The organism is Niveispirillum sp. FG156 (assembly GCF_057809555.1).
In genome coordinates this window covers 51,580-75,189 of the sequence record NZ_JBMDKE010000035.1, presented here as the reverse complement: position 1 = coordinate 75,189, position 23,610 = coordinate 51,580, and the positions used below count along the sequence as shown (strand labels likewise).

Genomic DNA, 23,610 nt, shown 5'->3' with positions numbered 1-23,610 from the left:
ACCCCGCTCGTCTCAGCACCGCAAAGCGCCGTCCCAAGCGGGAGCCGGGGTATAGACCCGGTGACTGGGCACTGCAACAACTATTTTCGCAGCCGCCGCATTTTTCTTCAGACCAGCCCCAGAGCCCGCAATTCGGCCAGGAGATGTTCCGGCAGAGGATCACCCCCCTGCCCTTCTCCCAGATCAGCCGGCGCTTCCTCCGGCTTCAGATAGCGCCAGCCCTGAAACGGGCGCTTGGGCATGGACACGGTTTCGGTCAGTTCCGGGTCCATCAGCATGCGGCAATATTCGGTGCCGTCGACATCGCGGATCATGTCAAAGCCGACGAAACGCTGACGGCACTGCACAAAGCCCTTCACCACCCAATAGATGCAGCCACCATCTAGCAGTTCCGCCGTCCGGGTCGGTGCCCGCTTTGTATAGGTGGGGACGACGGCGCGCCCTTGCCAGGTGATCTGGTGATCGCGGCGCCAGTCACGCATCGACTGAAGGCTTTCGGCGCCCACGGCCAGGCGCAGAAGATGGATGGTCATATCGGCATACGCCCGAATGTTAAATCAGGGCATCTGATATGGACCGGGGATCAGGCCCCGGCAAGCGGGTTGGAAGCGCGGCAGCGGCCTTCGAAATCCGCCGAGATGAATTCCGGCTTCTTGAACAGGCCGCGCAGCCACGCCGCCAGCATGCACAATTCTTCCAGCTTCAGCACTTCATCCAGCGTGCCGGAGGGGAAGCGCACTTCAAAGCTTTCGGCGATGATTTCCAGCACCTCTTCCACCTGCTCAATGGAGAGGCCGCAATCGGTCTCCAGCATGGCGGTGCGGGTCAGTATCTTTTCATCGACGCCATATTCATCGCGGATCAGCTTCACGATCCAGCGGAACATATGCATCCAGTTCGATACGCCTTCGATGGACCGGCTCACGATCCCGCTCCCGTCAATGTATGGCCGAACCCGGCTACCCCTTTCGGGTGCCGTGCGTCCGGGCGAACCATCGCACTATCCACCAAGAGCGTTAATCTTTTTTTGTGGCGCGGAAGGATAGGCCCAGGAAACCCGCTCACGTCTGGCCATCACTAGCCCTGGTCATGCCATGGTCGGTTTCGCGGTAGAGCATCACCAGCTCATCAACGGCGGCAGAGGGCACACCCAGTGATTCGAGCGCGCCGCGTGCCAGGACCAGGCTGCTTTCAAAGGTTTCTGGCACCACGGCCTCCACGCCCAGGGCCAGCAGGGCCGCCGCATGCGCACGGTCGCGGGCACGGGCGAACAGGCGAAGACCGGGCCAGTGGTCCCGGAAGGCGGCAACGGTGCGGGCGGCGGCCTGCGGATCATCCAGGGTGATGATCGCCGCGACGGCATGGTCGGCGCCCAACCGCTTCAAGGTTTCGTGACGCGCACTGTCACCATAGAGAATGTGAAGGCCCTTTATCGCATGCTGGCGAACCAGATCGGCATTCATGTCGATGCCGACAAAGGGCACCTGCTGCCGGGCCATCAGGGCGGCCACGGTCTGGCCCACGCGACCGAACCCGCAGATGATGACATGGTTATGCGGCTCCTCCTCGCCCCCACCTGCAACGGCAGACGGCGCTGAGGGCGGGGCGAACCGGGCCACAAGCCGGTCGGCCAGGGCCGGCAGGAAAGGTGTGACCGCGATGGACAGGCCCACCGTGGCCGCCAGCGTCTGCCCCCAGCCATTATCGATCAGCCGCCCGGCCACAGCGGTCGTGATGATCACGAAGGCGAACTCCCCCGCCTCCCCCAGCAGCAGGCCCGAGCGGATGGCGACATCGCGGGGCGCGCCGAAGACCCGGGCCAGCAGGCCCGCCGTCAGTGCCTTCAGAGTGATGAGACCCAGAACGCCCAGAATGATCCAATGCGCGCGGTCAGCAATGGCGGCAACGTCGATGCCCAGACCAACCGACAGGAAGAACAGCCCCAGCAAAAGCCCCTTGAAAGGCTGCATATCTGATTCGGCCTGATGCCGGAACTCCGTCCCGGCCAGGACCAGCCCGGCCAGAAAGGCGCCCAGCGCCGCCGACAACCCACCCAACCCCGTGGCCCAGCCGGTACCGAGCACGATCAGCAGGGCGGTGGCGGTGAACAATTCCGTGCTGCGCGTCGCCGCCACCGCCCGCAGCAGGGGCCCCAGCGTGAAGCGGCCCAACAGCAGGATCAGCGCCACGGCCAGCACCGCCTTGCCCACGGCAATGGCAAGCGCCAGGGGCACCGACTGTCCCGGCGGTCCCGACAGGGTGGTGGCCAGAAGCAGCAGCGGGACGACAGCCAGATCCTGCAAGAGCAGAACCGCGAAGGTGACGCGGCCCGTGGGCGAGGCCACCTGACCACGTTCGATCAGCAACTGCACCACGACGGCTGTGGAAGACAGGGCAAGCCCCCCGCCCAGCAGAACCGCCACCGGCGCCTCCAAACCCAGGAAAATGCCGACGACACCCAGCAGCACACCCGTCACCAGGAACTGCGCCAGGCCGAGCCCGAACACCCAGCGGCGCAGGGCACGCAGACGTTCGCCCGACAGTTCCAGACCGATCAGGAAAAGCAGGAAGACCACGCCCAGTTCCGCAACGGCGCGCACATCCTCTTCCAGCGTCACCACACCGAAGCCCGAGGGGCCCAAGATCAGGCCGCCGGCCAGATAGCCCAGAACAGGGCTGATTCGCAGGCGATGAAGGAGTAGGATGCAGGTGACGGCGACGGACAGGAACATCAGCGTCTCTTCCACCATGGAAAAGCCGTGGGCCGCATGGCCTGCAATATCGTTTCCTTCCACCACCGTCCCTCCCCTGCCGGGCGATTGCCGGGAACATGGGTAGCAGGGGATTGTTGATTTGCCGAGAGTGGAACCAGCGGAAACCCGCTTTTCACAAAAAGGAGGCGATCATGCCGATGCCGAACAACACCTCTCCCCGTCTGGCCGAAAGCGAGTGGCGGCAGGCGCGGGCCAAGCTGGGCCCGATGCAGCATCCCGCAGCCAGGCAGTCCCATGCCAATGAGCAAGGGGCCGCCGACCTGCGCGAAAAGGAATGGCGGGCTGCACGCCCGACCGACCATGTGAAGAGAAAAGCCCAGGTGGGCCGCACCTGAAGGCAAGGGGCGGCGGGGGTGCCTGCGCCCCCGCCGGTCCACCACGATAAACGGGATGTTGGGGGCCGCGCCCTAACCCTGCGTATCCTGAAAATATTGCTGTTCGAATTCCAACAGCAGTTCCTTCACATCCGACAGCAATCCCTTGACCAGCCGGCGATCGGGTTCCGTGCACAGGGTTTCATTCACGGCCTTGCCAAGCTGCACAGACGCCAGTGCCAGCAGCTTCACGGCCAAACGATCTTCAAGCTTCATCACAATCCCCGAACGGGTCCCGGTCTTCATCCATAGTGGGGTGTGAAAAAAATTTCGACAATCCTGTCGAAACGGCCAAAGCTCGACCGTCAGGGGGATTGGGAGCGGCGATGGTCGCCGGCCCCGAAGAATGAGGGAGCCTTCAGATGGCCAAGTTTATGCTGATCCTGCGTGAAAACCCCGCAACCTTTGCCGCCCTGTCGCCGGACGAGATGCAGGCAATCATCCAGGAATATGCCGCCTGGGCGCAGAAGCTGGGTCAGGCGGGCAAACTGGCAGGCGGGGAGAAGCTGCGCGACGAAGGTGGGCGCCATCTCTCGGCCCGGTCCGGCAGCCTAGTGGCAACCGACGGCCCCTTTGCCGAAGCCAAGGAAGTGGTTGGTGGTTTCTTCATGATTGAGGCTGCCGATTACGCCGAGGCCGAGACCTTGGCCGCCGACTGTCCACATGTGAAATATGGGGTCGTCGAAATCCGGCAGGTCGACATGATCGATGGCTGAGCAAGCAGGACCGCTGATCGCGGGTCTGTTCCGCACGGAGGCCGGGCATCTGACCGCCCGGCTGGCCCGTCTGCTCGGTCCCGGACGGCTGGATGAGGCCGAGGAGATTGTGCAATCCGCCCTGACCAAGGCCCTGCATGTCTGGCCGCGCACGGGCATTCCCGACAATCCAGCCGGCTGGTTATGGCGGGCGGCCCGCAATGAGGCGGTGGATGGCCTGCGCCACCGCCGCTTCAAGGCCCCCGTCACACCGGAGGATCTGGCCGACAGCCTGCCTGATGACGCGGCGAACGGGGAAGACTCGCGCTTTGCCGCCGAACTGTCGAACGAGAAGCTGGGGCTGATCTTTGCCTGCTGCCATCCCGTGCTGACGGTGGAAGCGCGGGTGGCACTGACCTTGAAATCCGTCTGCGGCCTGGGCACCGCACAGATCGCCCGCGCCTTTCTTCTGTCGGAACCGACCGTGGCGCAGCGGATCACGCGGGCCAAGGCCAAGCTGGCCGACGCGAAGGTACCCTTTGCAATCCCCGCCGGTCGGGAGCTTCCAGACCGGTTGGAGGCGGTGCTGGGCACACTCTATCTGCTGTTCAATGAAGGGGTCGGCACCAGCGATGGTGAGGACCTGATCCGGGCGGATCTGGTGTCGGAAGCGCTGCATCTGGCCCGGCATCTGGCTGACCACCCGGTGACGGGGCGACCGGAGGCAGAAGCCATGGCGGCCTTGACCTGCCTGACGGCGGCCCGACTTCCCGCCCGGCAGGGGCATGACGGGCTGCCAATACTGCTGGCCGATCAGGACCGGGGATCATGGCATCAGGGGTTGATCGCCGCAGGCTTCCGCCATCTGAAGGCCAGCATGACAGGCCCCGACGAGACCCGTTGGCATATCGAGGCCGCGATTGCCGCCGCCCATGCCATGGCACCGACCTGGGAAGCCACCGACTGGCCACATATCGTGATGCTTTATGATCGGCTGTCCCGGCTGGCGCCCGGCCCCGTCACCCTGTTGAACCGGGCGGTGGCACTTGGGGAACGGGATGGTCCGGTGGCAGGACTGGCGGCATTGGCCCCGCTGGAAGGCGATGGGCTGATTGCCCGTTACCCCCTGTTCGCCGCGACAAAGGCGGCCATGCTGGAACGGCTGGGTGACCGGATGGGGGCGGCGGAACAGCTTCGCTATGCCCTGGATATCGCCGACCGGGTAGGGATCAACCAACCCGATCGGCGATTGCTGTTGGCCCGGTTGGACAGGGTGGTGGAATAAGGCTTGCGCGTGCGGCGCAACATCGCGTTCCCTGATTTGCATGGGGTTAACACCCCGAAAGAGGAAGGGGAGGACCGCTTATGCATGTGTCTGCCATCCTGAAGAACAAGGGCGCCACCATCATTACGACGCGCCCTGACGAAAGCGTATCGACCGTCGCCCATATCCTGCATGGCAACCGCATCGGCGCCATCTTGGTACTGAATGATGCGGGCGGTATTGCGGGCATCCTGTCTGAACGCGACATTGTGCGGGGACTGGCCCTGCATGGCGCCAGTGTGATGGACAAGCCCGTCTCCTCGCTGATGACAGCCAAGGTCGTGTCCTGCACACCGACCGACACGGTGGCGACCGTCATGAGCCGGATGACGGAAGGGCGTTTCCGCCACATGCCCGTGGTGGAGAACGGTATCCTGGTCGGCGTCATTTCCATCGGTGACGTGGTGAAGTTCCGCCTGGCGGAATATACCCATGAGGTGGAAAGCCTTCGGGATTACGTGGCTGGCCGGGGCTGATCCCGGCCTTTGGCTTTTCTTTCGTATCGCCTGCCTTGCCTGACAGGAGATCGATCATGTTCATGTCCATGTCCGGCGGCCTTTGGCCCCGCCGGGAAGATCAGCCTGTTCCATCCCCCGGCCTCCCGTCCGAACAGACGGCGCCAGCGGAACGGTTCAAGTTCCTGGTCTGTGTCGATGGCAGTCCGCAAAGCCGGGCCGCCTTGCGCTTTGCCGCCCTGCGGGCCCGCAATACCGGCGGTCTGCTGGCCCTGTTGCATGTCTGCGAGCCGGTCGATTGCCACGGATGGATGCGCGTGGCGGAAACCATGGAGGCGGAGCAGCGGGAAGAAGCGGAAAGCCTGCTGCAGGATCTGGCCGGAGAGGTCTGGGCCCTGACCGGCCTTATCGCGGAACTGCATTTCAGGCGTGGTGGCATCGGGTCAGAAATCCTGGAAGCCATTCGTGAGGATGGCGATATCCACGCCCTGGTCGTGGGGGCCGCCCCCGCGACGGCGCGCAAGGGCAAGCTGATTTCCTGGCTGGCGGGGGAACTGGCCGGGTCCCTGGATATTCCGCTGGTCATCGTGCCCGGCAACCTGACGACCAGGCAGATTGATCGTTTGGCATAGGGGCTGCGGCCTCACTCCCGGCGCAGCAGCCTGTCCGTGATGACATTGGCCCAGCGGCGGGACAGAAAGCAGGCCTTCATGGCCACCGGGTCATAGCCATTTTCGACCCAGGCATAGAATTCATCGACGCTGCGCCCGCCAGTCGCCAGGAAGCATTCGAAGAAATGATCCAGGATGCCCGTCTTGGACTGGCGCAGATGGCCGTATTTCCATGAAAGCTGGCCCATCGCCTGTTCCAGCGGCAGGCCCAGATGCACGAACTGGTACAGTACGCTCATCAGGCCGACACGGTCCGCGCCGGCCTTGCAATGCATGACGGTCGGACCGTCAAGCCGCGCGAACAGGTCACGGGCCGCGAACAGGTCTTCCTTGCGCGGCACATCGCGCGACCGCACCGGAAAATCGATCAGATCAATGCCAAGCCGGGCGGCGGCCCGCACCTCAAAGAAGTAGGAGCCGCAGGTGGGCCGGCGGCCCCGCAGATTGAGAATGGTGCGGATGCCCATGCGGCCCAGAACATCCATCTGCCCCGGCGTCGGCTGGCTGGACCGGTACATGTCCGGCCCGATGCGATGGAAATTGCGATAGGCCATGCGGATGAAGGCATGGTCATTGAACATCATATCGGCATAACGGCGCGCCAATATGCGCGGATCGTCGGACCGTGCCCATTCCGGCACCCCGATCCCGGCATGTCGCAGGCGCGTCTCTTCGTACTGCATGCCCGTTCCTTCGCCCCGCCGTCACAGACCGCATCGCCCCGATGCCACCCTGACCGACGCCTCAATACATACGACAGGGGCCCGAAGGGGTGCGAGCGCAAAAATACCCCTTCAGGTTATGTTTAGATGACGTCGCCACCTGCCCCCCTACCCCACCTGGATGATGAAAATTTTTTGGTGGGTGCGATGCATAGGGACTGAGCACCGTTCAAACGATGATCAGCCGCGCGATTGCTGGTACTTTGGCGCTTCATATGCCCCCTTGCCTTGGCGCTGCAACCGGCCTAGGGTCCCTCCGCCCAATGTGCAGAGGGGTTGTTACCCGTGGTTCCCAGCATGTCGTTTTCCGCGCCGCACGTCCTGCGTCACCTGTTGCTTGCCGGCGCCGCTGCGCTGTGCGTCACCGGTGGCGCCGCCGCCCAATCAAACAGCCAGCAGCAGCCCGCTGCGGGCAGTGGCCTGATCCTGCCCGGTGCAGTGCAGCCGCAGCAACCGCAGGGTGGCCCCGCCGCGGGCACCATCGGTGGTCCCGCCGCCGGAACCATCGGCCAGCCGCAGCCGCAACAGCCGCAGCCCCGTCCCGCCGCGCAGGGTCCCGCCGCCGGCACCGTCGGTGCCGCCGCGCAGGGCGCCCCCGCCGCCCGGCCCGCCGCCGTGACCCCGCCGAAGCCGGCCAAGCCCGGCGTGCCGAAGGGCGAATGGCAGGTCGGGCCACAGGTCTTCTCCGATGGCAGCTTCAAGATGTGCGGCGCCTCGGTGGAGTATGACAATAATCTGCACCTGATCCTGCTGCGCAATCCGGCCGACCGGACGCAGATGGTGCTGGGCATCCCCGGTGCCCAGATGCCCACGGGGCAGCGCGCGCCCATCAAGATGTCCATCGACGGCAAGATCAACCGCGAGGTTGCCGCCGTTGTCAGCCAGCCCAACGCCCTGGCCATCGGCCTGGGTGATGATGCTGAACTGTTGAAGGGCCTGACCACGGGTTCGGTTCTGACCATCGAGGTGCCGGGCGATACCGCCTCCTTCCAGTTGAAGGGCACCACCAAGGCCATGAACGACCTGACCGCCTGCGTAAAGGGCGGCAAGGACGGCACGCTGAAGCTGCCGGCCCCGACGGAACCGGCCATTGCCCCGACCCTGGCCAAGCTGCTGGTCGATGCCGGCCTGTCCAGCGCCCGCGCCATTCCGATTGACAAGATCCCGCCGCAGCAGCGGCCCGGTGACTATGCCTGGCAGATCGGTGAAAAGGTTCTGGGCGCTGTCCGCAGCTTCCCCATGGGTGAAGCCGCCGGCGATTTCGCGAAGGTCGGCGACACCTATATGGAACAGCTGAAGAAGAGCTGTGAGGGCACCTACACGCCCGCCATGGGCGCGATTGAGAAAGTGCCGGCCTATCAGCTTCGTTCCGGCTCCGTATCGTGTGACAGCAACGGCAATAAGATCCATGTCGCCATTGTCATGCAGCTCATTGAGCTTCCGAAACAAGCGGGACAGGAGCAGGCGATTCGCGTGCTGAACGTCTTCTCGCACGAGGCGACGGACGCCGAGAAGGCCCAAGCCGACGCCGCCTCTACCGGCATTCTGAAAGTGCTGAAGGAGAAGGGCAAGGAGCCGCTGACGGCACCGCAGGCGGCACCCGCCGCCAAGGCGAATTAACAAAGTATTAAGTATACGAACAATATCCTGTTCGATTGAAGCGAAGGCCGGACCCTCTGGGTTCGGCCTTTTCTTTATTGCACCTGCGCAAATATGTTCACCAATGCTGGTCCTGCGCACCCCCGATAAAGCGGACCTTCACGGGTCAAGCCATGCCATGATTAATGGCTTTACTGGCTTCATTCTGGATTAAACTGTCATTGGCATTCCGATCCACACGGGAAGATGCCTGGCAAAGGGGGGCGGTCATGAAGCGATATCTGTCCGGCAGACATCTGGCCATAGCGAAGACCCTGGCTCTCCTTCTGGCTGGCGTCAGCCCCGCACTGGCGGAAATGACCCCACCCCCGCCGCCGCCCGGCCCCATCTATGCCATCCCAACCCGGCCCGACCGCGCGGGCCGCGTGCTGGCCCCGGTGGTGGTCGATGGCTATGGCCCCGTCCGTTTTCTGGTCGATACCGGTTGTTCGGGTACCATGATCGGCATGGATATCGCCCGTGCCCTGGGTTTCATTCCGCCACCTGTACCCGCCGTGCCGGGGATGGCCATGGGGGCCGACGTCACGGTCACCGGCAATATGATGCGCGTGCATGACGTGTTGGGCCCCATGATGATGCCGACCATGAAGGTCGGTCGCATCGATATGGGCCGGTTCGTGGCAGAGGATATGGTGACGCCGGTCCTGTCCTTCGGCGATCTGTCGGGGGCCGGCGGGGTACTGGGAACCAACAGCCTGCAGGGCAAGCGCCTGTCGGTCAGCTTCCGCCGGGACGAGATCAAGATCGAACAATCCCGCCGCTACTCCCCCACCGGTTATGATTCGGTGAAGGGCCGTGTGCATCCGACCGGGCTGGTCATCGTGCCCATCGAAATCGGCGGCATGATCGTCAACGGCCTTGTCGATACAGGGGCGGAGCGGTCGATGTTCAACCCGGTATTGCTGCGGGCCCTGCAGGAACGCGGCAAACCCGCCAGCCATGTCGGCAATATCGAAGTCGTCAATCTGGCGGGGGAGACGCGGGTTGGCGAAGTCTTCCTGCTGCCGCGCGTCAAGATCGGCCCGGTCAGCGTCTCTGGACTGCCGGCGACACTGGTCGATGCCCATGCCTACACGGCCCTGGGATTGGAAGATGAACCGGCCTTTATCCTGGGTATGGACGTCCTGGGGCTGAGCGATGGATTCGCCCTGGATTTCGGGACCGGCAGCCTGCATCTGCGCATGCGGATGACGGCCAGCGGCGCGCCTCCGGGCCCCTCCCGCCTGGGTGATCGCGGAACAAGGGCGGGGAGTGATTGAATCAAGTTCAAGTCTTCGCGTGACCAACTGGGAATAAAATTCCGTGTCGGGACTGACACACATGGCAGAGGATCAGAAATCACAGACGCGTTAACCCTGATCCTGACATGACAGCAAATGCGACCTCGGCTATTAGTGAAGGGTCCGGAGTTGATGTCATGAAGTCGCTGAAGACCGCCCTTTTCGCCGTTTGTTTCGGCCTCGTCACCGCCCCTGCCCTGGCGCAGGATGCGGGCGCGCCCGATTCCGAACTGCCCAGCGCATATCTTCAGGGATTGTCGGGTCGCTATGTTGGTGGTGCGGCGGGTAACGCCACTACCTATGGATTGGGCAACGCCAATCCGGGTCTGACCGCCGGCACCGACTGGCATCCCATGGAAAGCCTCCGACTGGAACTGGAATATGCCTATCGCGACCGCGATTCGGCTTTGCTGACGGCACCCAGCGTCGATGGCGCTATCGGATCGCCGGGCACCATGGCCAATGCCCGCGTCAATATGAAGGTCACGGACTGGCTGACGCCCTATGTCGGGATCGGCATGGGCTGGACCCGGACAGAGGCTGAACGGCTGGCCATGGGCTATTCCGATGCCCGCGCCGATAGCTTTGCCTATCAGGGCGTGGTCGGCCTGTCGGTGCCGGTCAGCGGCAGCTTCTCCTTCTTTGCCGATGGCCGCTACGTGCGCGGTGGGGAGCCCAGCTTTACCGCCACAGATGATTTCGCGACGCATGGCACGGCCCAGACCTGGTCGGCGCTCGCCGGCGTGCGCTTCACCTTCGGCAAGTAATCAGGTCCCTTCCACCGGTTCACGCCCGGCCTTGCCACCGGCTGCTGGCAATCCGCGTCCCTTGGATATTGCCTGACCGCCCAGCTTGGCCCGCACGGCATCAATGGCCCGTTCCACCTTGGCCCGTTGCAGCTGTCCGGGATCGGCCAGATCCGGCGGGTCGGCATCACGCGGGTCGGTCAGATCGTGGCAGCCGATCCCCAGCAGTCGGAACCGCCGCCCATCGCATTCGGCCCGCAGCAGGTCACGTCCCGTGCGGAAGATACGGTCGGCCAGTTGCGTTGGGGATGTCAGACGCTGGTTACGGGTGATCAGCTTGAAATCCGGTGTCTTCAGCTTCAGCGTGACCGTCAGGCCGGCATGCCCCCCGGCCTTCATCCGTTTCGACACCTTCTCCGCCAGCGGCCATAATTCCCGCTCCAGCTCCTCCAGCGCCGACAGATCGGTGTTGAAGGTGGTTTCAGAGGAGATGCTTTTCATCGGGCTGTGCGGGGTGACGCGGCGATCATCCTGCCCGCGGGAAAAATGGTAGAGCCGCATGCCCATGGAGCCATAACGGCGCACCAGTTCCTTCATCTCCATTTCGCGAATCTGGCCGATGGTGCGGATACCCTCCCCCTCCATCTTGGTGGCCAGCGCCTTGCCCACGCCCCAGATCATGCCCACGGGCCGGGGGGCCAGAAAGGACAGGGTTTCCGCCTTGCCGATGATGGCGAATCCGCGCGGCTTATCCAGGTCGCTGGCCAGCTTGGCCAGGAACTTGTTGTGCGACAGGCCGATAGAGGCGGTCACCCCGATCTCCGTCTCGATCCGCCGCACCAGCCGGACCAGGGTGCGCGCCGGGCTGCCGCCATGCAACAACTCCGTGCCCGTGAGGTCCAGGAAGGCCTCGTCGATGGAGATGGCCTCCACCAGCGGCGTCGTCTCCTGCATCAGGGCCCGCACATCACGCCCGACCGTCACATATTTGCGCATGTCGGGCTTGATGACGGTCGCCTGCGGGCAAAGCTGCAAGGCCTTGAACATCGGCATGGCGGAGCGCACGCCATAAAGCCGCGCGATATAGCAGCAGGCGGACACGACGCCCCGATGCCCGCCACCCACGATCACCGGCTGGTCGGCCAGTTCCGGCCGGTCCCGCTTTTCCACGCTGGCATAGAAGGCGTCGCAATCGATATGGGCGATGGAAAGGCTATGCAGTTCCGCATGCTTCACCACCCGCACCGACCCGCAGGCACCACAGCGGCGGGCCGCCATCTGCGCCTGCCCGCAATCGCGGCACAGGGCATCCGGTCTCTGGCTGGAAACGGGGGTTGGCGGGTCTGCTGGCATGGTGGATGATGTCAGATGGTAACGAATGGTTAAGAACTGTCGCAGTCTAATGGCATCATGCCCTGTGAGCATAAGGAAGGCGAAGCCGTGCCGATGAGTGTTGACAATGTCCAGGGTGAAGACGCGACCGCACCACGCCCCCGGCGCGTGCTGATCGTGGAGGATAATGAGCTGAATATGAAGCTCTTCCACGATCTGCTGGAAGCGCACGGCTATGCGACATTGCAGACCAAGGACGGGATGGAGGCGCTGCGCATGGCGCGGCTGCATCGCCCCGACCTTATCCTCATGGATATACAGCTTCCCGAGGTATCCGGGCTTGAGGTTACCAAGTGGTTGAAGGAAGATGATGATCTGAAGGCGATCCCTGTGGTCGCCGTCACCGCCTTCGCCATGAAGGGGGATGAGGAGAAAATCCGCGAAGGTGGTTGCGAGGATTACATCGCCAAGCCAATCTCCGTCGCGAAGTTTCTCCAGACGGTGCAACGTTTCCTTTGACGGCTTGGAAGACCAGGCCGGTGGGTGTGTGAACCATGTCGGCTCGGGTCCTTGTCGTTGATGACGTTCTACCCAATGTGAAGCTGCTGGCAGCCAAGCTGACCAGGGAATATTTCGACGTCGTCACCGCCAATTCAGGGCCGGAGGCCCTGGAGCGTATTCATGCCCAGCACCCCGACATCGTGCTGCTGGACGTGATGATGCCTGGCATGGACGGGTTCGAGGTGTGCGAGAAAATCCGCGCCGACCCGGCCATCATGCACATTCCTGTCGTCATGGTGACCGCCCTGTCAGACGCATCCGACCGCGTGCGCGGGCTGGAGGCGGGGGCCGATGATTTCCTGACCAAGCCCGTCAACGACGTGGCCCTGTTCGCCCGCGTCCGTTCGCTGGTCCGTCTGAAGATGATGACCGACGAATGGCGCCTGCGCGAAAGCACGTCGGGTCAGCTGGGCATGCTGGTCTCCACCGATTCGGTGCATACGCAGACGGCGGAGGCCGCCAGGGTGCTGGTGGTGGAGGACAGCGCCATCGATCTGGACAAGATCGTGGAGACTGTGGCCCGCGACCGCGACGTGGTGACCGACACCGACACCTGCGCCGGCGGCCTGGAACTGGCCCTGGCGGAAGAGTTTGAGCTGATCGTCATCTCCCTGACGCTGATGCGCGAGGATGGGCTTCGCCTCTGCTCGCAGCTGCGCAGCCATGAGAAGACGCGCCAGATCCCCATCCTGCTGCTGGCGGACGAGACGGACATGGACCGGATCGCCAAGGGTCTGGAACTGGGCGCCAATGATTATCTGATCAAGCCCATTGACCGGAACGAACTGCTGGCCCGCACCCGCACCCAGGTGCGGCGTAAGCGCTATCAGGACAAGCTGCGCGCCAATTATGAGGCCAGCCTGTCCATGGCGCTGACCGACAGCCTGACGGGCCTGTTCAACCGCCGTTACCTGTCGGCCCACCTGCCCCGCCTGCTGGACCGGTCGGGCGGCAATAACAAGCCGGTGTCGGCCCTGCTGTTCGATATCGACCATTTCAAGGTGGTCAACGACACCTGGGGCCATGGCGTGGGTGACGAGGTGTTGAAGGAAGTGGCGCAGCGCGCCAGCCGCAACCTGCGCAATTTCGACCTTGTCGCCCGTTTGGGGGGGGAGGAATTCGTCGTCGTCATGCCCGACACGGACGGTAGTCAGGCCATGGCCGTTGCCGAACGTCTGCGCCGCCGCATCGCAGAGGAACCGTTCGCGGTGTCGGCACCGGTGGGCAAGATCGATGTCACCATCTCCATCGGCGTGGCCCTGGCCGACTGGACGCTGGATGCCGAGGGTAAGCCCGAATCAGGCGACGCCTTGCTGCGCCGCGCCGATACGGCCCTGTATCAGGCCAAGCGTAGCGGTCGCAACCGCGTGGTCATGGATGGCGCCGGGGAATAAGGGGTGCGGCGCGCCCGCCCCCCTTACGGCATCCGGTTGTATCGCACCGCCGCGTCGCTGCGGTCGACCAGGATGATGGCATAGGGACTGGTCAGGACCTGCGCCGTGATCAGGCCATCGGGGGGCGTTACCTCCCGATACTCCACCACCAGCCGGTCACGCTGCCCGTCGCGCCGTTCGGGGCGCAGGCGCAGAATATCGACGGAATAACCGGTGGTCGTGCGCGTGCCTAAGAACACGCCCAGCGCCATCTGATCCGGCGGCAGGCGACCGGGCGGCGACCGGCCCGCCAAGTCCCACAGGGCCGTCCATTCCGCATCATTGCGGGCCGCCAGGAAGGATTGCGACTGTGCGCGGGCATTTTCCGCCCGCCACATGGCACGCGCGGCCAGGGGCGGTGGTGTATCGCCAGACATGCCGGACACCGCACCCGCCGTTTCGCCCGCCAGCCACGCCCCGGCCCCGCCGCCGCAGCCGGCAAGGGCCAGAGGCATCGCCACGGCCAGAACGGTCAGTGCCGCCCTGGCCTTCCCGTCGATCCCCCGCATCATGGCGTCACGCCGCCACCGGCAGCGCCGTTTCCACCAGCTTTGCCCAGTAGCTGGTGCCCAGCGGCAGGATCTCATCATTGAAATCATAGGCCGGGTTGTGCAGCAGGCAGCCCAGCGCCGCCCCACCCTGGCCCATCCAGACATAACAACCCGGACGCTCCTGCAGCATGAAGGCGAAATCCTCTGCCCCCATGCTGGGGCCGACATTGTCATAAACCTTGTCGGCGCCAACCAGTTCAGCCGCGACGCGGGCCGCCAGATTGGTGGGGGCACCCTCATGATTGACCGTGGGCGGATAGCCCCGGCGATAAGTCAGCGTGGCGCTGGATCCAAAAGCCACCGGCAACGTCTCCACGATGCGGCGCAGACCATTTTCCAGCTGGTCGCGCACCTCGTGGCTGAGTGCGCGGACGGTGCCGCGCATGATCACTTCCTGCGGGATGACATTATAGGCGCTGCCCGCATGGATCTGGGTGATGGAGATGACGCCGCTTTCGATGGGGCTGACATTGCGGCTGACGATGGTCTGCGTGGCCGTCACGATATGGGCGGCAATGACCACCGGGTCGATGGCATGGTGCGGCAGGGCCGCATGACCGCCCTTGCCCGCCACCCTGATCTCGAACTGATCGGCGCCGGCCATGATCGGGCCAGCCTTCACCACCATCTCACCGGGGGGCAGGTCGGGCCAGTTATGCATGCCGAAGATCATGTCGCAGGGGAACCGGTCGAACAGCCCCTCTTCCACCATGCGGCGGCCACCACCGGCCCCTTCTTCGGCAGGCTGAAAGATGAAATTGACCGTACCGCTGAAATTGCGCGTCTCCGACAGATAGCGGGCCGCGCCCAGAAGCATGGTCGTGTGGCCGTCATGGCCGCAGCCATGCATCTTGCCGGGAATCTTGCTGGCATGGGCAAAGGTGTTGCCCTCATCCATGTTCAGCGCGTCCATGTCGGCACGCAGGCCGACCGCCTTGCCGTTCGGCCCGTCCTTGCCATGCAGCACGCCGACCAGACCCGTGCCCGCGATGCCGCGATGCACCTCGATCCCAAAGGTCTTCAGCTTTTCCGCCACGAAATCGGAGGTTTTGAACTCCTCAAACGCGGTCTCGGGATTCTCATGGATATGGTGGCGCCACGCGGTCATGTCGGCGTGGAAATCGGCGATACGGTTGATGATGGGCATGGTCCCTGAACTCCGGCAGGCGGCAACGTCCTTGTTGATCAAGGCCTCGACGGCCGCCCTGGTCACACGAAAAGTCGCAAGCGACATTGACGGGTAGTTTATCGGCTTAACTCTCTGCTGGGAACCGGGGAAACATCACTGAAAGAGCAAAGATGAATATTTTGAGCATTGTTCATTTCGGTGACGCCCGTCACATCTGCCGCTCGGGCGCTTTGTCACAGTGCCGGCGCGGCGATGGCTGGGGCAACGGGCCGGTGCCGCTTCATGGATCGGAGAGAAAATAATGAACACCCGTTCGATCGGGCGGATGCGCATGGTGGCAGCCATGTCCGCCCTGCTTTCGCTCACCTGTGCCTCGGGCGCCCTAGCCCAGCGGCCCTCATCCGACGATGATGGCTGGTACGTGCGGTTGGGCACGTTCGGCTTCGTGATGCCGGAATATGAAGGGTCCGACAACTACAAGGTCAGGCCTGTTCCTGATATCGAAATCACCTATGACCGGTTCTTCCTGTCCCGTCAGGGGCTGGGCGCCAATCTGATCAGCACCGATAACCTGACATTGGGTGCTTCTGTCGCGTTCGATGGCGGGCGTAAGTCGAAGAAGGATAAGGCCCTGACCGGCTATCGCAATGTCGGCGACACGGCGGTCGGCCATATCTTCGCGGAATACACGGTTGATCAACTGATGCTGTCGGTCGATGTCGGCACCGATCTTCTGGGTGACGGGCACAAGGGCACCGAGGCGACGCTGTCGGCCACCTGGATGTTGAACCCGGTCGGACGCACCATGCTGATGATCGGCCCCTCGCTGACCTGGGCCAGCGACGATTACATGAACTCCTATTTCAGCACGACCGTGGACCGCCTGGCCCCCACCAACCCGACACAGCTGGTGCTGCCTGGATCGCGCACAGGATACAAGGCCGATGCCGGGTTCAAGAATGCCGGGCTGACGGCCATCATGATCCATCCGCTGGACGAAAACTGGTCCGTCACGGGCTTCGCGGGCTATTCCCGCCTGCTGGGCGACGCTGCCGACAGCCCGTTCGTGAAGGATAATGGCAGCCGCGACCAGTTCATGGGCGGCCTTGGCCTGTCCTACACGTTTTGACGAAGGTGGGGGCGGGCGTGATTGCGCCCACCCCCATCATTCATGCCACGCTGGGTTCCACCGGCAGCACAATGGTCACCCGCAACCCGCCCTCGGGCCGATTCGACAGACGGATTTCGCCGCCATGCGCCCGGATGATGTCATTGGCCACCGAGAGGCCAAGGCCCGTGCCGCCCGTATCGCGGGACCGCGACGCCTCCAGCCGGAAGAAGGGCCGGAACACATTCTCGAACTCGATTTCGGGAATGCCGGGCCCTTCATCATCGATGGTGATGGTGACATTCTCCCCCGTCACGGCCAGGGCGACCTGCGCCGCCTGCCCATATTTGACGGCGTTTTCCATGAGGTTACCCAGCGCGCGGCGCAGCGCCATGCGACGGCCCGCAATGGGGATGGAGAACGGGGCCGGCGTCACGCCCACCGGCTTGCCGGCATCGCGCATATCCTCACCCAGTCGGGCCAGCAGCGCGTTCAGCTCCAGCGGCTCGATGGCTTCCTTGGCGGCCTCGTCTCGGGCAAAGGCCAGGGTGGAGCCGATCATGGCCTCCATCTCGGCCAGATCCTCCAGCATCTTGTCGCGCACGATATCGTCGTCGATGAACTCGGCACGCAGGCGCAGGCGGGTCAAAGGCGTGCGCAGATCGTGGCTGACCGCCGCCAGCATGCGGGTCCGGTCCTCCACGAAGGCGCGCAGGCGCCGCTGCATCTTGTTGAAGGCCGATGCGGCCAGCCGCACCTCACGCGGACCCGCCTCGTCCAGCGAGGGGGCGTTCATGTCGATGCCCAGCCGGTTGGCCGCCGCCGCGAACCGGCGCAGGGGCCGGGTCGTAAAGCCCAGAACCCAGGCCGACAGCAGGATGGCGACCGCCGCCGATCCGCCCAGGGACGCGATGAAGCCCGGTTCCCGCAAGGCGTCGGTGGCCGTGACGGGCGCATGGAAGCGCATCCAGGTGCCGTCCTTCAGCTGCCGCGACACCTCGATCACATTGGGCTGCGGCGGGGGCGGCACGGGCAGGCCGAAGGGCGGGATGGACACAGCCGGGGACATTTCCGGCTTGCCCGGCGTCTTGGGCTGCTTCTCGTAAACGTCCAGCAGGACGGTATGGCCGGCACTGGTCCGCACCGTCAGTTCGCGTTCCTTCAGGCCGCGCAGGACGGAGAGGCGTACCTCGGTCGGCTGCTCCTCGATCACCTGCGCGAATCCGGCCAGGCAATTGGCAAGCTGCCCGCCCTCGGCATCGGCCACGGCCTCCGCCCGGTCGGACCGGTACAGGCCCAGGGCGATGGCCTGGGATAACAGGATGCCACCGACCAGCACGGCGAAGATCGAATAGGACATGCGGTCGGTGAGCGCCCTCATGATGCCGGCACCTCGGGTGAGAAGATATAGCCGCCCGACCGCACCGTCTTGATGATGGTCGGTTCGGCGGGGTCGATCTCGATCTTGCGGCGCAGACGGCTGATCTGCACATCGATGGACCGGTCGAAGGGACCGGCCGACCGGCCCCGCGTGATCTCCAGCAGGTCATCGCGCGACAGAACCCGGCGCGGGCGGGTGGCCAGCGCCACCAGCAGCTCATACTCACCAGCGGTCAGCGTGACCTCCTCCCCCTTGGCGTCGGTCAGACGGCGCTGCGCCTGATCCAGGGTGAAGCCCGCGAAATTGATGGCGCCCGCCGTCACCTGTGCCGCACCCGATGGGGCCGCGGCCCGGCGCAGCACGGCCTTGATACGGGCCACCAGTTCACGCGGGTTGAACGGCTTGGGCAGGTAATCGTCGGCCCCGATCTCCAGGCCCAGGATGCGGTCCGCATCCTCCCCCATGGCCGACAGCATGACGACGGGCGGACCGCCATCGGCGCGTACGGCGCGGCAAAGCGACAGACCATCCTCGCCCGGCATCATCAGATCCAGGACGATCAGGTCGATATTGCGATCAGCCAGATAACGGCGCATCTCCTGCCCGTCCTTGGCCGCCGTCACACGGTAGCCATGGCGCGTCAGATAGCGCGTCAGCAGATCGCGGATTTCACGGTCGTCATCGACGACCAGGAGGTGGGTGCTGCTCTCGGTCATGTCGCTATCATAATCGAAGGGCAGACGGGCTGCCGACGGCCATGTTGTTACCACAATGTAACGTCCTGGGCCTTTGGAAACAGAGTGTTTCACAAAGCCCCTTTTCCCGTCATGCAACGGCAAAGCGTGGGTGTTCAGATGAGCCTGTCGCCGGAAACAACCGGCAACCGGAAGTCAGAGATGAAGAGGAAAGCACCAATGCGCACCCTGATCGCCCTCGCCTTTGTCGCGGCCCTTGGCGTTACCGCCGCCCATGCCAGCGACAGCGCACAGGTCGCGGCAAAGGAGCCTGCGGCCGCCGTTACCCGCACCGAGCCCGTGACCAGCTCCGAGGCCCGCGACATCGCCAAGACCTGGATGAAGAGCAACAATTACCGCTTCGGTCGCGTCGGCGACGTGCGGGAAAAGGATGGCGTCTTCCTGGTGGAACTGAAGTCCGCTGACGGTATCCGCTTTGCCACGCTGAAGGTCAACGCCGCCACCGGCGAGATCGTCAGCTAACCATTTCCCCGACCATGTTCACGGTCGGGGAAGGCCGGCGACCGCCGGCCCGCCGCCCATGCGGCGTAAGCCAAGCCGCCGGATGGCGGCGCCCGGCGCATGAGGGAACATGACAGAGATCATCACCGGCAAGCCCCGTCGCCGGTGATGGTGGAGCGGCCTTCCCCGGTTGTCCGGTCGCTCCAAGGTTTGCCGGCGGACCCATGGGCGACCCCATCAATGCCCCGGTCCGCCGGCATAACCACCTTCCTGCCCGCCAATCACGGAACGATACGGGATGCCGTTCCGCCCGAGGTCCGGAATGACACCCGGTTGAGCGCTTCGAGGTCGCCACGCATGAAACTCAGCCAAGGCCCCCTGCTTTCCCTGTTCGACGGTTCCGACGGCACGCCGCTTCAGCAGCGCCTGTTCGACCGTCTGCGCGGCGCCATCGTGAATGGTGCCATCCGCCCTGGGGAAAGGCTGCCCTCCACCCGAACGCTGGCCGCCGATCTGGGCGTGTCGCGCAATACGGTCGTGGCGGCGGTGGACCGGCTGACATCCGAAGGATATCTGGAAGCCCGTATCGGGTCCGGCACCTTTGTCTGCCGCACCCTTCCCGACGATGCCATGGCACCCGCCGTGCGCCTGGCCCCCAATAACACCGCCCGCGTGCCGCAGGCCGCCGCGCCTAAGCCCGCCGTGCCGGTACCCGCCGCCGGGGCAGAGCTTCTGCCGTTCGAGCCCTGCACGCCGGCCTATGACCAGTTCGATATCGACACCTGGCGCCGGCTTCTGGCCAAGCGCTGGCGCGATGCCGGCGGTTTGCTGCTGGGCAATGATACGTCCGGCGGCTGGACCGCGCTGCGCCGTGTGTTGGCCGGTCATTTGCAGACCAGCCGGGGCATTGCGTGCGATCCCGAACAGATCCTGATACTGCCCGACCGCCGGTCCGGCCTGGAATTTGTCGCCACCCTGCTGCTGACGGCGGGGGACACGGTCTGGCTGGAAGAACCGGGCTGCCCCCTGCAGGCGCTGACCTTTGCGCATCGTGGCTACAATGTCGCCCATGTGCCGGTGGATGCTGACGGCATCGACCCGGAACGCGGCGCGCGGCTGGCGCCCGATGCGCGGCTGGCAGTCGTCACGCCGGGCTGGCAGTACCCGACCGGGGGCACCATGCCGTTGCGCCGCCGCATGGCCGTTCTGGCCTGGGCCCGGCGCAGCGGGGCTTGGCTGCTGGAGGATGACCGCGACGGCGGCTACCGCTACACGGGCCGTCCCCTGCCGGCCCTGCAGGGGCTGGATGAGAATGAACGCGTCCTGCATCTGGGCGCGCTGGACAATACGCTGGTGCCGGCCCTACGCCTTTCCTGGCTGGTCGTGCCGTCATCGCTGGTGTCGGCTGCGCAGAACCTGCGCGCCCGCATGGGCATGCATGTGCCGCTGCCCGAGCAGATGGCCGTGCATGATTTCCTGGTGGAAGGCCATTATGCCAGCCACATGCGCCGCACCCGCCGCCTCTATGCCGAACGTCAGCAAGCCCTGCTGTTCGCCGCCGAACGCCACTGGTCAGGTGCCATCGCGGTGGATGCGGCCAGTTCCGGCCTGCATCTGGTCGGGCGCCTGTCCCCCTCAGTCGGTGTGGACGACACAACCCTGTCGGCCCTGGCCGCCCAGGCCCGCATCGCCCTGCCCGCCATCTCCGCCTGCCGGCGCGGACCCGGAATCGCCGGTGATCCGGGGGCCGTGGTCCTGGGCTATGCCGCCTTCACGCCGGAACGCCTGTCGCGTGCCGCCGAACGTCTGGCCGGCGTCATCGACAAGGCCCGCAGCACCCAGACCCACCGCGTGCTGCAGACCCGCCGGCTGGTTCCGGCGGAGTAAGACACTGACGGTTGCACCGCCCCGGCATTCGGAGACGAACACAGGTTCACTCCGACCGGGGCGGGTTCGTGCAACCATGTGAAACAGAAAATATACCCCTGTTCCATGGGGCAGGCCTCTTCCAGGCCGAAAGCCCATGGCTCCGAATGGGGGTAGGCGCGGATATGGCGTTGATAAACGTAGCTTAGCAAAATCAGGTGGGAAAGTCAGCATCGTAGCGCGGATTAGGCGCAAGCCGTAATCCGCGGAAAAGCCCCCGCCGTCGCACCGCGGATTACGGCTTGCGCCTAATCCGCGCTACATAACGTTGTCTGATCGGCCCTCAAACCACCTCCGCCACCACGCCGCCGACAATGCTGGCCAGCGCGTCGGGGGCGATGGGGAAGACGGTGTTGGGGGTGCCGGCGGCGGCCCAGACGGTGGTGAAGTTCAGAAGGTCGCGGTCGAACAGGGTGATGGGTGGGACATTGTGGCCCAGGGGCGGAACGCCGCCGATGGGATAGCCCGTCTTCTGCCGCACGAAATCCGCATCGGCCTTGGTCAGTTTCTCGCCGCCCAGCGCCGACGCCAGATGACGGATCACCGTCGCCTCGTTCACCCGGTTGCTGCCGGATGTGACGACAAGGATGGGGCGGCCCGTGTCGCGGGTGCGGAACATGATGGATTTGGCGATCTGCGCCACATCACAGCCGATGGCCGCTGCCGCCTCTGCGGAGGTGCGGGTGGAGGCGGCGAATTCCAGGACATGGATGGGATGGCCCAGATCGTTCAGAAGGTTCTGTATCTTCTGCGCACTGGGGCTCAACGGTCCGGCCATCCCAACCTTACTCCCTATATAGTGTTTTCAACCAGCCAACTCGCGCGACCGGGCGGTGCCGGCGGCGATGGCGCGGGTCAGCAGGTCCTGCATGCCGCCCGACCCTTCGGCCATCAGCACGTTCAGGGCCGCTTCGGTCGTGCCCTTGGGGCTGGTGACGTTGCGGCGCAGCTGTTCGGCTGATTCGTGGCTTTGGCGCAGCAACTCGCCCGAGCCCATGACGGTGGCGCGCGCCAGCTGCATCGACAGGTCCGGCGGCAAGCCGGCGGCCACACCGGCCTTGGCCATCGTCTCCACCAGCAGGAAAACGTAGGCCGGGCCGCTGCCCGACAGGGCCGTCACGGCGTCCAGCAGGGTTTCGTCCGCGACCCAGGCCACCTCCCCCACCGCCGACAGCAGAGTACGGGCCAGCGCCTTCTGCGCGTCGGAGCAATTGGCATTGGGTACGGCGGCGCTGATGCCACGGCCCACGGCAGCGGGCGTATTGGGCATGGCGCGGACAATGGCCGCATGCCCACCCAGATGCTTTTCGAAATAGGCGATGGGCTTGCCCGCCGCGATGGACAGGAACAGGGCCGTCCCGGCATAGCGGGCATAGTTGGGCAGCGCCTGGTCCATCATCTGCGGCTTGACCGCCAGAATGATGGCATCGGGCGTGAAATCAGCCGGGATTTCAGAGGCTTCCTTGACGACCAGGACGTCAGCGGGCAGGCCACGCGGCACACCGAACGGCTCCACCACCACCACGGAACCGGCGGCACCGGCGGCTTTCCAGCCGGCCAGCATGGCCCCACCCATCTTACCGCACCCGACCAGCAGCAAACTCGCACTCATCCGGTGTTTCCCCCTTATTTCCGGCGGGGTCGCGGGGTTCATCCCCGACGGCGTTGGCCCCGTCCGGCTTGATCAGGCCTCGCCCACCGTATCCAGGATGGCGGCGGACACGGCCTCAGCCGGGGTCTTGCCGCCCCAGATCACGAACTGGAAGGCCGGATAGAAACGCTCGCATTCCGACAAGGCAATGTCCATCAGGTCTTCAAGCTGTTCGGAGCTGGCCCCGCGCGCACCGCGCAGCAGGGTGGTCTGCCGGAACATGGGTGTATGCTGATCGTGGCAGACATCGAAATGGCCCAGCCACATCTTGGGATTGACCTCGGCCAGCAGTTCGGCCACGGCATTCTTGCGGCCCGGCGGCACCTTCATGTCGTACTGGCAGGAGAACTGCATCGCACTGACCTCTGCCTGCCACATGAAGAACAGGCGATATTCGCACCAGCGGCCATTGATCTCCACCACCATCTCCTCCTCGGAGACGCGGTCGAAGGGCCATTCGTTGGCGACAACCATCTCTTCCAGCATGTCCAGCGGATTATGCGTCGATGCCTGGGTCTCGATATTCAAGGCCGTCATGCCGTCCCCCTCACTCCCAAATGCCCTGCCGCAGCGCCATCCCCCAGGCGAAGCGGCGGGCCACATATCGGGGTGTCCAGATATTGTGGCCCTGTCGGCGTTGGA

At 64.6% G+C, this 23,610-nt stretch carries 26 protein-coding genes; 13 read left to right on the top strand and 13 right to left on the bottom strand.

The annotated features are described in order from the left end of the window. Window positions 1–107: 107 nt before the first annotated feature. The 3 genes from ACODSP_RS20810 to ACODSP_RS20800 all read right to left on the bottom strand — a co-directional run bounded on the left by ACODSP_RS20810 (window position 108) and on the right by ACODSP_RS20800 (window position 2,795). The gene (locus ACODSP_RS20810) at window positions 108–533 is read right to left on the bottom strand and encodes a DUF1489 family protein (RefSeq protein WP_488967456.1); all 426 of its coding nucleotides are present in this window, start codon (window positions 531–533) and stop codon (window positions 108–110) included. A gap of 50 nt (window positions 534–583) precedes the next feature. Beyond that, window positions 584–925 (bottom strand): acyl carrier protein, encoded by a 342-nt coding sequence (locus ACODSP_RS20805; protein ID WP_488967455.1) that lies wholly within the window; start codon window positions 923–925, stop codon window positions 584–586. 136 nt (window positions 926–1,061) lie between these two features. Continuing rightward, on the bottom strand, window positions 1,062–2,795 hold the full coding sequence (locus ACODSP_RS20800) for a monovalent cation:proton antiporter-2 (CPA2) family protein (protein WP_488967454.1): 1,734 nt from the start codon (window positions 2,793–2,795) through the stop codon (window positions 1,062–1,064). A gap of 110 nt (window positions 2,796–2,905) precedes the next feature. Between ACODSP_RS20800 and ACODSP_RS20795 the strand changes: the two genes are divergently transcribed. After that, a complete protein-coding gene (locus ACODSP_RS20795; protein ID WP_488967453.1) occupies window positions 2,906–3,109 on the top strand; it encodes a hypothetical protein in 204 nt (67 codons plus the stop codon). 72 nt (window positions 3,110–3,181) lie between these two features. Here ACODSP_RS20795 and ACODSP_RS20790 read toward each other — a convergent pair whose 3' ends face one another. Beyond that, window positions 3,182–3,364, bottom strand: a complete 183-nt coding sequence (locus tag ACODSP_RS20790; protein ID WP_488967452.1) for a hypothetical protein — start codon at window positions 3,362–3,364, stop codon at window positions 3,182–3,184. Between the two features lie 146 nt (window positions 3,365–3,510). Between ACODSP_RS20790 and ACODSP_RS20785 the strand changes: the two genes are divergently transcribed. From ACODSP_RS20785 to ACODSP_RS20770, 4 genes are all read left to right on the top strand, one after another. Next, window positions 3,511–3,864: a YciI family protein gene (locus ACODSP_RS20785; protein ID WP_488967451.1), complete on the top strand. Its 354-nt coding sequence runs from the start codon at window positions 3,511–3,513 to the stop codon at window positions 3,862–3,864. Next, window positions 3,857–5,128, top strand: a complete 1,272-nt coding sequence (locus tag ACODSP_RS20780; protein ID WP_488967450.1) for an RNA polymerase sigma factor — start codon at window positions 3,857–3,859, stop codon at window positions 5,126–5,128. Before ACODSP_RS20785 ends, ACODSP_RS20780 begins: the two co-directional genes overlap by 8 nt. Before the next feature lie 80 nt (window positions 5,129–5,208). Beyond that, window positions 5,209–5,643 (top strand): CBS domain-containing protein, encoded by a 435-nt coding sequence (locus ACODSP_RS20775; protein ID WP_054170124.1) that lies wholly within the window; start codon window positions 5,209–5,211, stop codon window positions 5,641–5,643. Window positions 5,644–5,699: 56 nt separating this feature from the next. After that, window positions 5,700–6,254 carry a universal stress protein gene (locus tag ACODSP_RS20770; RefSeq protein WP_488967449.1) on the top strand — a complete coding sequence of 185 codons (555 nt, stop codon included), beginning with the start codon at window positions 5,700–5,702 and terminating at the stop codon, window positions 6,252–6,254. Between the two features lie 11 nt (window positions 6,255–6,265). Here ACODSP_RS20770 and ACODSP_RS20765 read toward each other — a convergent pair whose 3' ends face one another. Beyond that, window positions 6,266–6,976: a fused DSP-PTPase phosphatase/NAD kinase-like protein gene (locus ACODSP_RS20765; protein WP_488967448.1), complete on the bottom strand. Its 711-nt coding sequence runs from the start codon at window positions 6,974–6,976 to the stop codon at window positions 6,266–6,268. Window positions 6,977–7,312: 336 nt separating this feature from the next. On the opposite strand from ACODSP_RS20765, the gene ACODSP_RS20760 reads away from it, so the two are divergent. The 3 genes from ACODSP_RS20760 to ACODSP_RS20750 all read left to right on the top strand — a co-directional run bounded on the left by ACODSP_RS20760 (window position 7,313) and on the right by ACODSP_RS20750 (window position 10,721). Beyond that, window positions 7,313–8,635, top strand: coding sequence for a hypothetical protein (locus ACODSP_RS20760; RefSeq protein ID WP_488967447.1), 1,323 nt, complete (start codon window positions 7,313–7,315; stop codon window positions 8,633–8,635). Window positions 8,636–8,883: 248 nt separating this feature from the next. Further along, on the top strand, window positions 8,884–9,933 hold the full coding sequence (locus tag ACODSP_RS20755; RefSeq protein ID WP_488967446.1) for an aspartyl protease family protein: 1,050 nt from the start codon (window positions 8,884–8,886) through the stop codon (window positions 9,931–9,933). A gap of 158 nt (window positions 9,934–10,091) precedes the next feature. Beyond that, a complete protein-coding gene (locus ACODSP_RS20750; protein ID WP_488967445.1) occupies window positions 10,092–10,721 on the top strand; it encodes an outer membrane protein in 630 nt (209 codons plus the stop codon). Here the strand turns inward: ACODSP_RS20750 and ACODSP_RS20745 are convergent, their stop codons facing one another. Further along, entirely contained in the window at window positions 10,722–12,053 is a 1,332-nt protein-coding gene (locus ACODSP_RS20745) for a DNA polymerase IV (RefSeq protein ID WP_488967444.1), read from the bottom strand. It abuts the gene before it with no gap. Window positions 12,054–12,146: 93 nt separating this feature from the next. Here ACODSP_RS20745 and ACODSP_RS20740 point away from each other — a divergent pair, with 93 nt between their 5' ends. Together ACODSP_RS20740 and ACODSP_RS20735 are read left to right on the top strand one after the other, a co-directional pair. Next, on the top strand, window positions 12,147–12,551 hold the full coding sequence (locus ACODSP_RS20740; RefSeq protein ID WP_102110746.1) for a response regulator: 405 nt from the start codon (window positions 12,147–12,149) through the stop codon (window positions 12,549–12,551). 35 nt (window positions 12,552–12,586) lie between these two features. Further along, the gene (locus ACODSP_RS20735; RefSeq protein ID WP_488967443.1) at window positions 12,587–13,987 is read left to right on the top strand and encodes a PleD family two-component system response regulator; all 1,401 of its coding nucleotides are present in this window, start codon (window positions 12,587–12,589) and stop codon (window positions 13,985–13,987) included. A gap of 23 nt (window positions 13,988–14,010) precedes the next feature. Here the strand turns inward: ACODSP_RS20735 and ACODSP_RS20730 are convergent, their stop codons facing one another. Further along, on the bottom strand, window positions 14,011–14,538 hold the full coding sequence (locus ACODSP_RS20730) for a protease complex subunit PrcB family protein (protein ID WP_488967442.1): 528 nt from the start codon (window positions 14,536–14,538) through the stop codon (window positions 14,011–14,013). 4 nt (window positions 14,539–14,542) lie between these two features. Beyond that, complete coding sequence (locus tag ACODSP_RS20725) at window positions 14,543–15,724, bottom strand: M20 aminoacylase family protein (protein ID WP_488967441.1); 1,182 nt, start codon at window positions 15,722–15,724, stop codon at window positions 14,543–14,545. Between the two features lie 283 nt (window positions 15,725–16,007). Here ACODSP_RS20725 and ACODSP_RS20720 point away from each other — a divergent pair, with 283 nt between their 5' ends. Beyond that, window positions 16,008–16,835, top strand: a complete 828-nt coding sequence (locus tag ACODSP_RS20720; RefSeq protein ID WP_488967440.1) for a MipA/OmpV family protein — start codon at window positions 16,008–16,010, stop codon at window positions 16,833–16,835. Between the two features lie 40 nt (window positions 16,836–16,875). Here the strand turns inward: ACODSP_RS20720 and ACODSP_RS20715 are convergent, their stop codons facing one another. Together ACODSP_RS20715 and ACODSP_RS20710 are read right to left on the bottom strand one after the other, a co-directional pair. Beyond that, window positions 16,876–18,195, bottom strand: a complete 1,320-nt coding sequence (locus ACODSP_RS20715) for an ATP-binding protein (RefSeq protein ID WP_488967439.1) — start codon at window positions 18,193–18,195, stop codon at window positions 16,876–16,878. Next, a complete protein-coding gene (locus ACODSP_RS20710; RefSeq protein ID WP_054170135.1) occupies window positions 18,192–18,911 on the bottom strand; it encodes a response regulator in 720 nt (239 codons plus the stop codon). The genes ACODSP_RS20715 and ACODSP_RS20710 overlap by 4 nt, the downstream gene beginning before the upstream one ends. Window positions 18,912–19,109: 198 nt before the next feature. Here ACODSP_RS20710 and ACODSP_RS20705 point away from each other — a divergent pair, with 198 nt between their 5' ends. Together ACODSP_RS20705 and pdxR are read left to right on the top strand one after the other, a co-directional pair. Beyond that, on the top strand, window positions 19,110–19,412 hold the full coding sequence (locus ACODSP_RS20705) for a hypothetical protein (RefSeq protein ID WP_102110741.1): 303 nt from the start codon (window positions 19,110–19,112) through the stop codon (window positions 19,410–19,412). 336 nt (window positions 19,413–19,748) lie between these two features. Beyond that, the gene (gene pdxR / locus ACODSP_RS20700) at window positions 19,749–21,278 is read left to right on the top strand and encodes a MocR-like pyridoxine biosynthesis transcription factor PdxR (RefSeq protein WP_488967438.1); all 1,530 of its coding nucleotides are present in this window, start codon (window positions 19,749–19,751) and stop codon (window positions 21,276–21,278) included. Window positions 21,279–21,600: 322 nt separating this feature from the next. Here the strand turns inward: pdxR and ACODSP_RS20695 are convergent, their stop codons facing one another. The 3 genes from ACODSP_RS20695 to ACODSP_RS20685 all read right to left on the bottom strand — a co-directional run bounded on the left by ACODSP_RS20695 (window position 21,601) and on the right by ACODSP_RS20685 (window position 23,505). After that, window positions 21,601–22,095 (bottom strand): YbaK/EbsC family protein, encoded by a 495-nt coding sequence (locus ACODSP_RS20695; RefSeq protein WP_488967437.1) that lies wholly within the window; start codon window positions 22,093–22,095, stop codon window positions 21,601–21,603. A gap of 27 nt (window positions 22,096–22,122) precedes the next feature. Further along, window positions 22,123–22,929: a pyrroline-5-carboxylate reductase gene (gene proC / locus ACODSP_RS20690; protein WP_488967436.1), complete on the bottom strand. Its 807-nt coding sequence runs from the start codon at window positions 22,927–22,929 to the stop codon at window positions 22,123–22,125. Window positions 22,930–23,001: 72 nt separating this feature from the next. Next, on the bottom strand, window positions 23,002–23,505 hold the full coding sequence (locus ACODSP_RS20685; RefSeq protein WP_054170140.1) for a type III secretion system chaperone family protein: 504 nt from the start codon (window positions 23,503–23,505) through the stop codon (window positions 23,002–23,004). Window positions 23,506–23,610: the final 105 nt, after the last annotated feature.

Excerpts from the sequence above, each read along its gene's own strand:
- ACODSP_RS20810 (WP_488967456.1), bottom strand. The coding sequence starts at position 533 with ATGACCATCCATCTTCTGCGCCTGGCCGTGGGCGCCGAAAGCCTTCAG.
- ACODSP_RS20795 (WP_488967453.1), top strand. The coding sequence starts at position 2,906 with ATGCCGATGCCGAACAACACCTCTCCCCGTCTGGCCGAAAGCGAGTGG.
- ACODSP_RS20790 (WP_488967452.1), bottom strand. The coding sequence starts at position 3,364 with ATGAAGCTTGAAGATCGTTTGGCCGTGAAGCTGCTGGCACTGGCGTCT.
- ACODSP_RS20785 (WP_488967451.1), top strand. The coding sequence starts at position 3,511 with ATGGCCAAGTTTATGCTGATCCTGCGTGAAAACCCCGCAACCTTTGCC.
- ACODSP_RS20780 (WP_488967450.1), top strand. The coding sequence starts at position 3,857 with ATGGCTGAGCAAGCAGGACCGCTGATCGCGGGTCTGTTCCGCACGGAG.
- ACODSP_RS20775 (WP_054170124.1), top strand. The coding sequence starts at position 5,209 with ATGCATGTGTCTGCCATCCTGAAGAACAAGGGCGCCACCATCATTACG.
- ACODSP_RS20770 (WP_488967449.1), top strand. The coding sequence starts at position 5,700 with ATGTTCATGTCCATGTCCGGCGGCCTTTGGCCCCGCCGGGAAGATCAG.
- ACODSP_RS20765 (WP_488967448.1), bottom strand. The coding sequence starts at position 6,976 with ATGCAGTACGAAGAGACGCGCCTGCGACATGCCGGGATCGGGGTGCCG.
- ACODSP_RS20760 (WP_488967447.1), top strand. The coding sequence starts at position 7,313 with ATGTCGTTTTCCGCGCCGCACGTCCTGCGTCACCTGTTGCTTGCCGGC.
- ACODSP_RS20755 (WP_488967446.1), top strand. The coding sequence starts at position 8,884 with ATGAAGCGATATCTGTCCGGCAGACATCTGGCCATAGCGAAGACCCTG.
- ACODSP_RS20750 (WP_488967445.1), top strand. The coding sequence starts at position 10,092 with ATGAAGTCGCTGAAGACCGCCCTTTTCGCCGTTTGTTTCGGCCTCGTC.
- ACODSP_RS20745 (WP_488967444.1), bottom strand. The coding sequence starts at position 12,053 with ATGCCAGCAGACCCGCCAACCCCCGTTTCCAGCCAGAGACCGGATGCC.
- ACODSP_RS20740 (WP_102110746.1), top strand. The coding sequence starts at position 12,147 with ATGAGTGTTGACAATGTCCAGGGTGAAGACGCGACCGCACCACGCCCC.
- ACODSP_RS20735 (WP_488967443.1), top strand. The coding sequence starts at position 12,587 with ATGTCGGCTCGGGTCCTTGTCGTTGATGACGTTCTACCCAATGTGAAG.
- ACODSP_RS20730 (WP_488967442.1), bottom strand. The coding sequence starts at position 14,538 with ATGATGCGGGGGATCGACGGGAAGGCCAGGGCGGCACTGACCGTTCTG.
- ACODSP_RS20725 (WP_488967441.1), bottom strand. The coding sequence starts at position 15,724 with ATGCCCATCATCAACCGTATCGCCGATTTCCACGCCGACATGACCGCG.
- ACODSP_RS20720 (WP_488967440.1), top strand. The coding sequence starts at position 16,008 with ATGAACACCCGTTCGATCGGGCGGATGCGCATGGTGGCAGCCATGTCC.
- ACODSP_RS20715 (WP_488967439.1), bottom strand. The coding sequence starts at position 18,195 with ATGAGGGCGCTCACCGACCGCATGTCCTATTCGATCTTCGCCGTGCTG.
- ACODSP_RS20710 (WP_054170135.1), bottom strand. The coding sequence starts at position 18,911 with ATGACCGAGAGCAGCACCCACCTCCTGGTCGTCGATGACGACCGTGAA.
- ACODSP_RS20705 (WP_102110741.1), top strand. The coding sequence starts at position 19,110 with ATGCGCACCCTGATCGCCCTCGCCTTTGTCGCGGCCCTTGGCGTTACC.
- pdxR (WP_488967438.1), top strand. The coding sequence starts at position 19,749 with ATGAAACTCAGCCAAGGCCCCCTGCTTTCCCTGTTCGACGGTTCCGAC.
- ACODSP_RS20695 (WP_488967437.1), bottom strand. The coding sequence starts at position 22,095 with ATGGCCGGACCGTTGAGCCCCAGTGCGCAGAAGATACAGAACCTTCTG.
- proC (WP_488967436.1), bottom strand. The coding sequence starts at position 22,929 with ATGAGTGCGAGTTTGCTGCTGGTCGGGTGCGGTAAGATGGGTGGGGCC.
- ACODSP_RS20685 (WP_054170140.1), bottom strand. The coding sequence starts at position 23,505 with ATGACGGCCTTGAATATCGAGACCCAGGCATCGACGCATAATCCGCTG.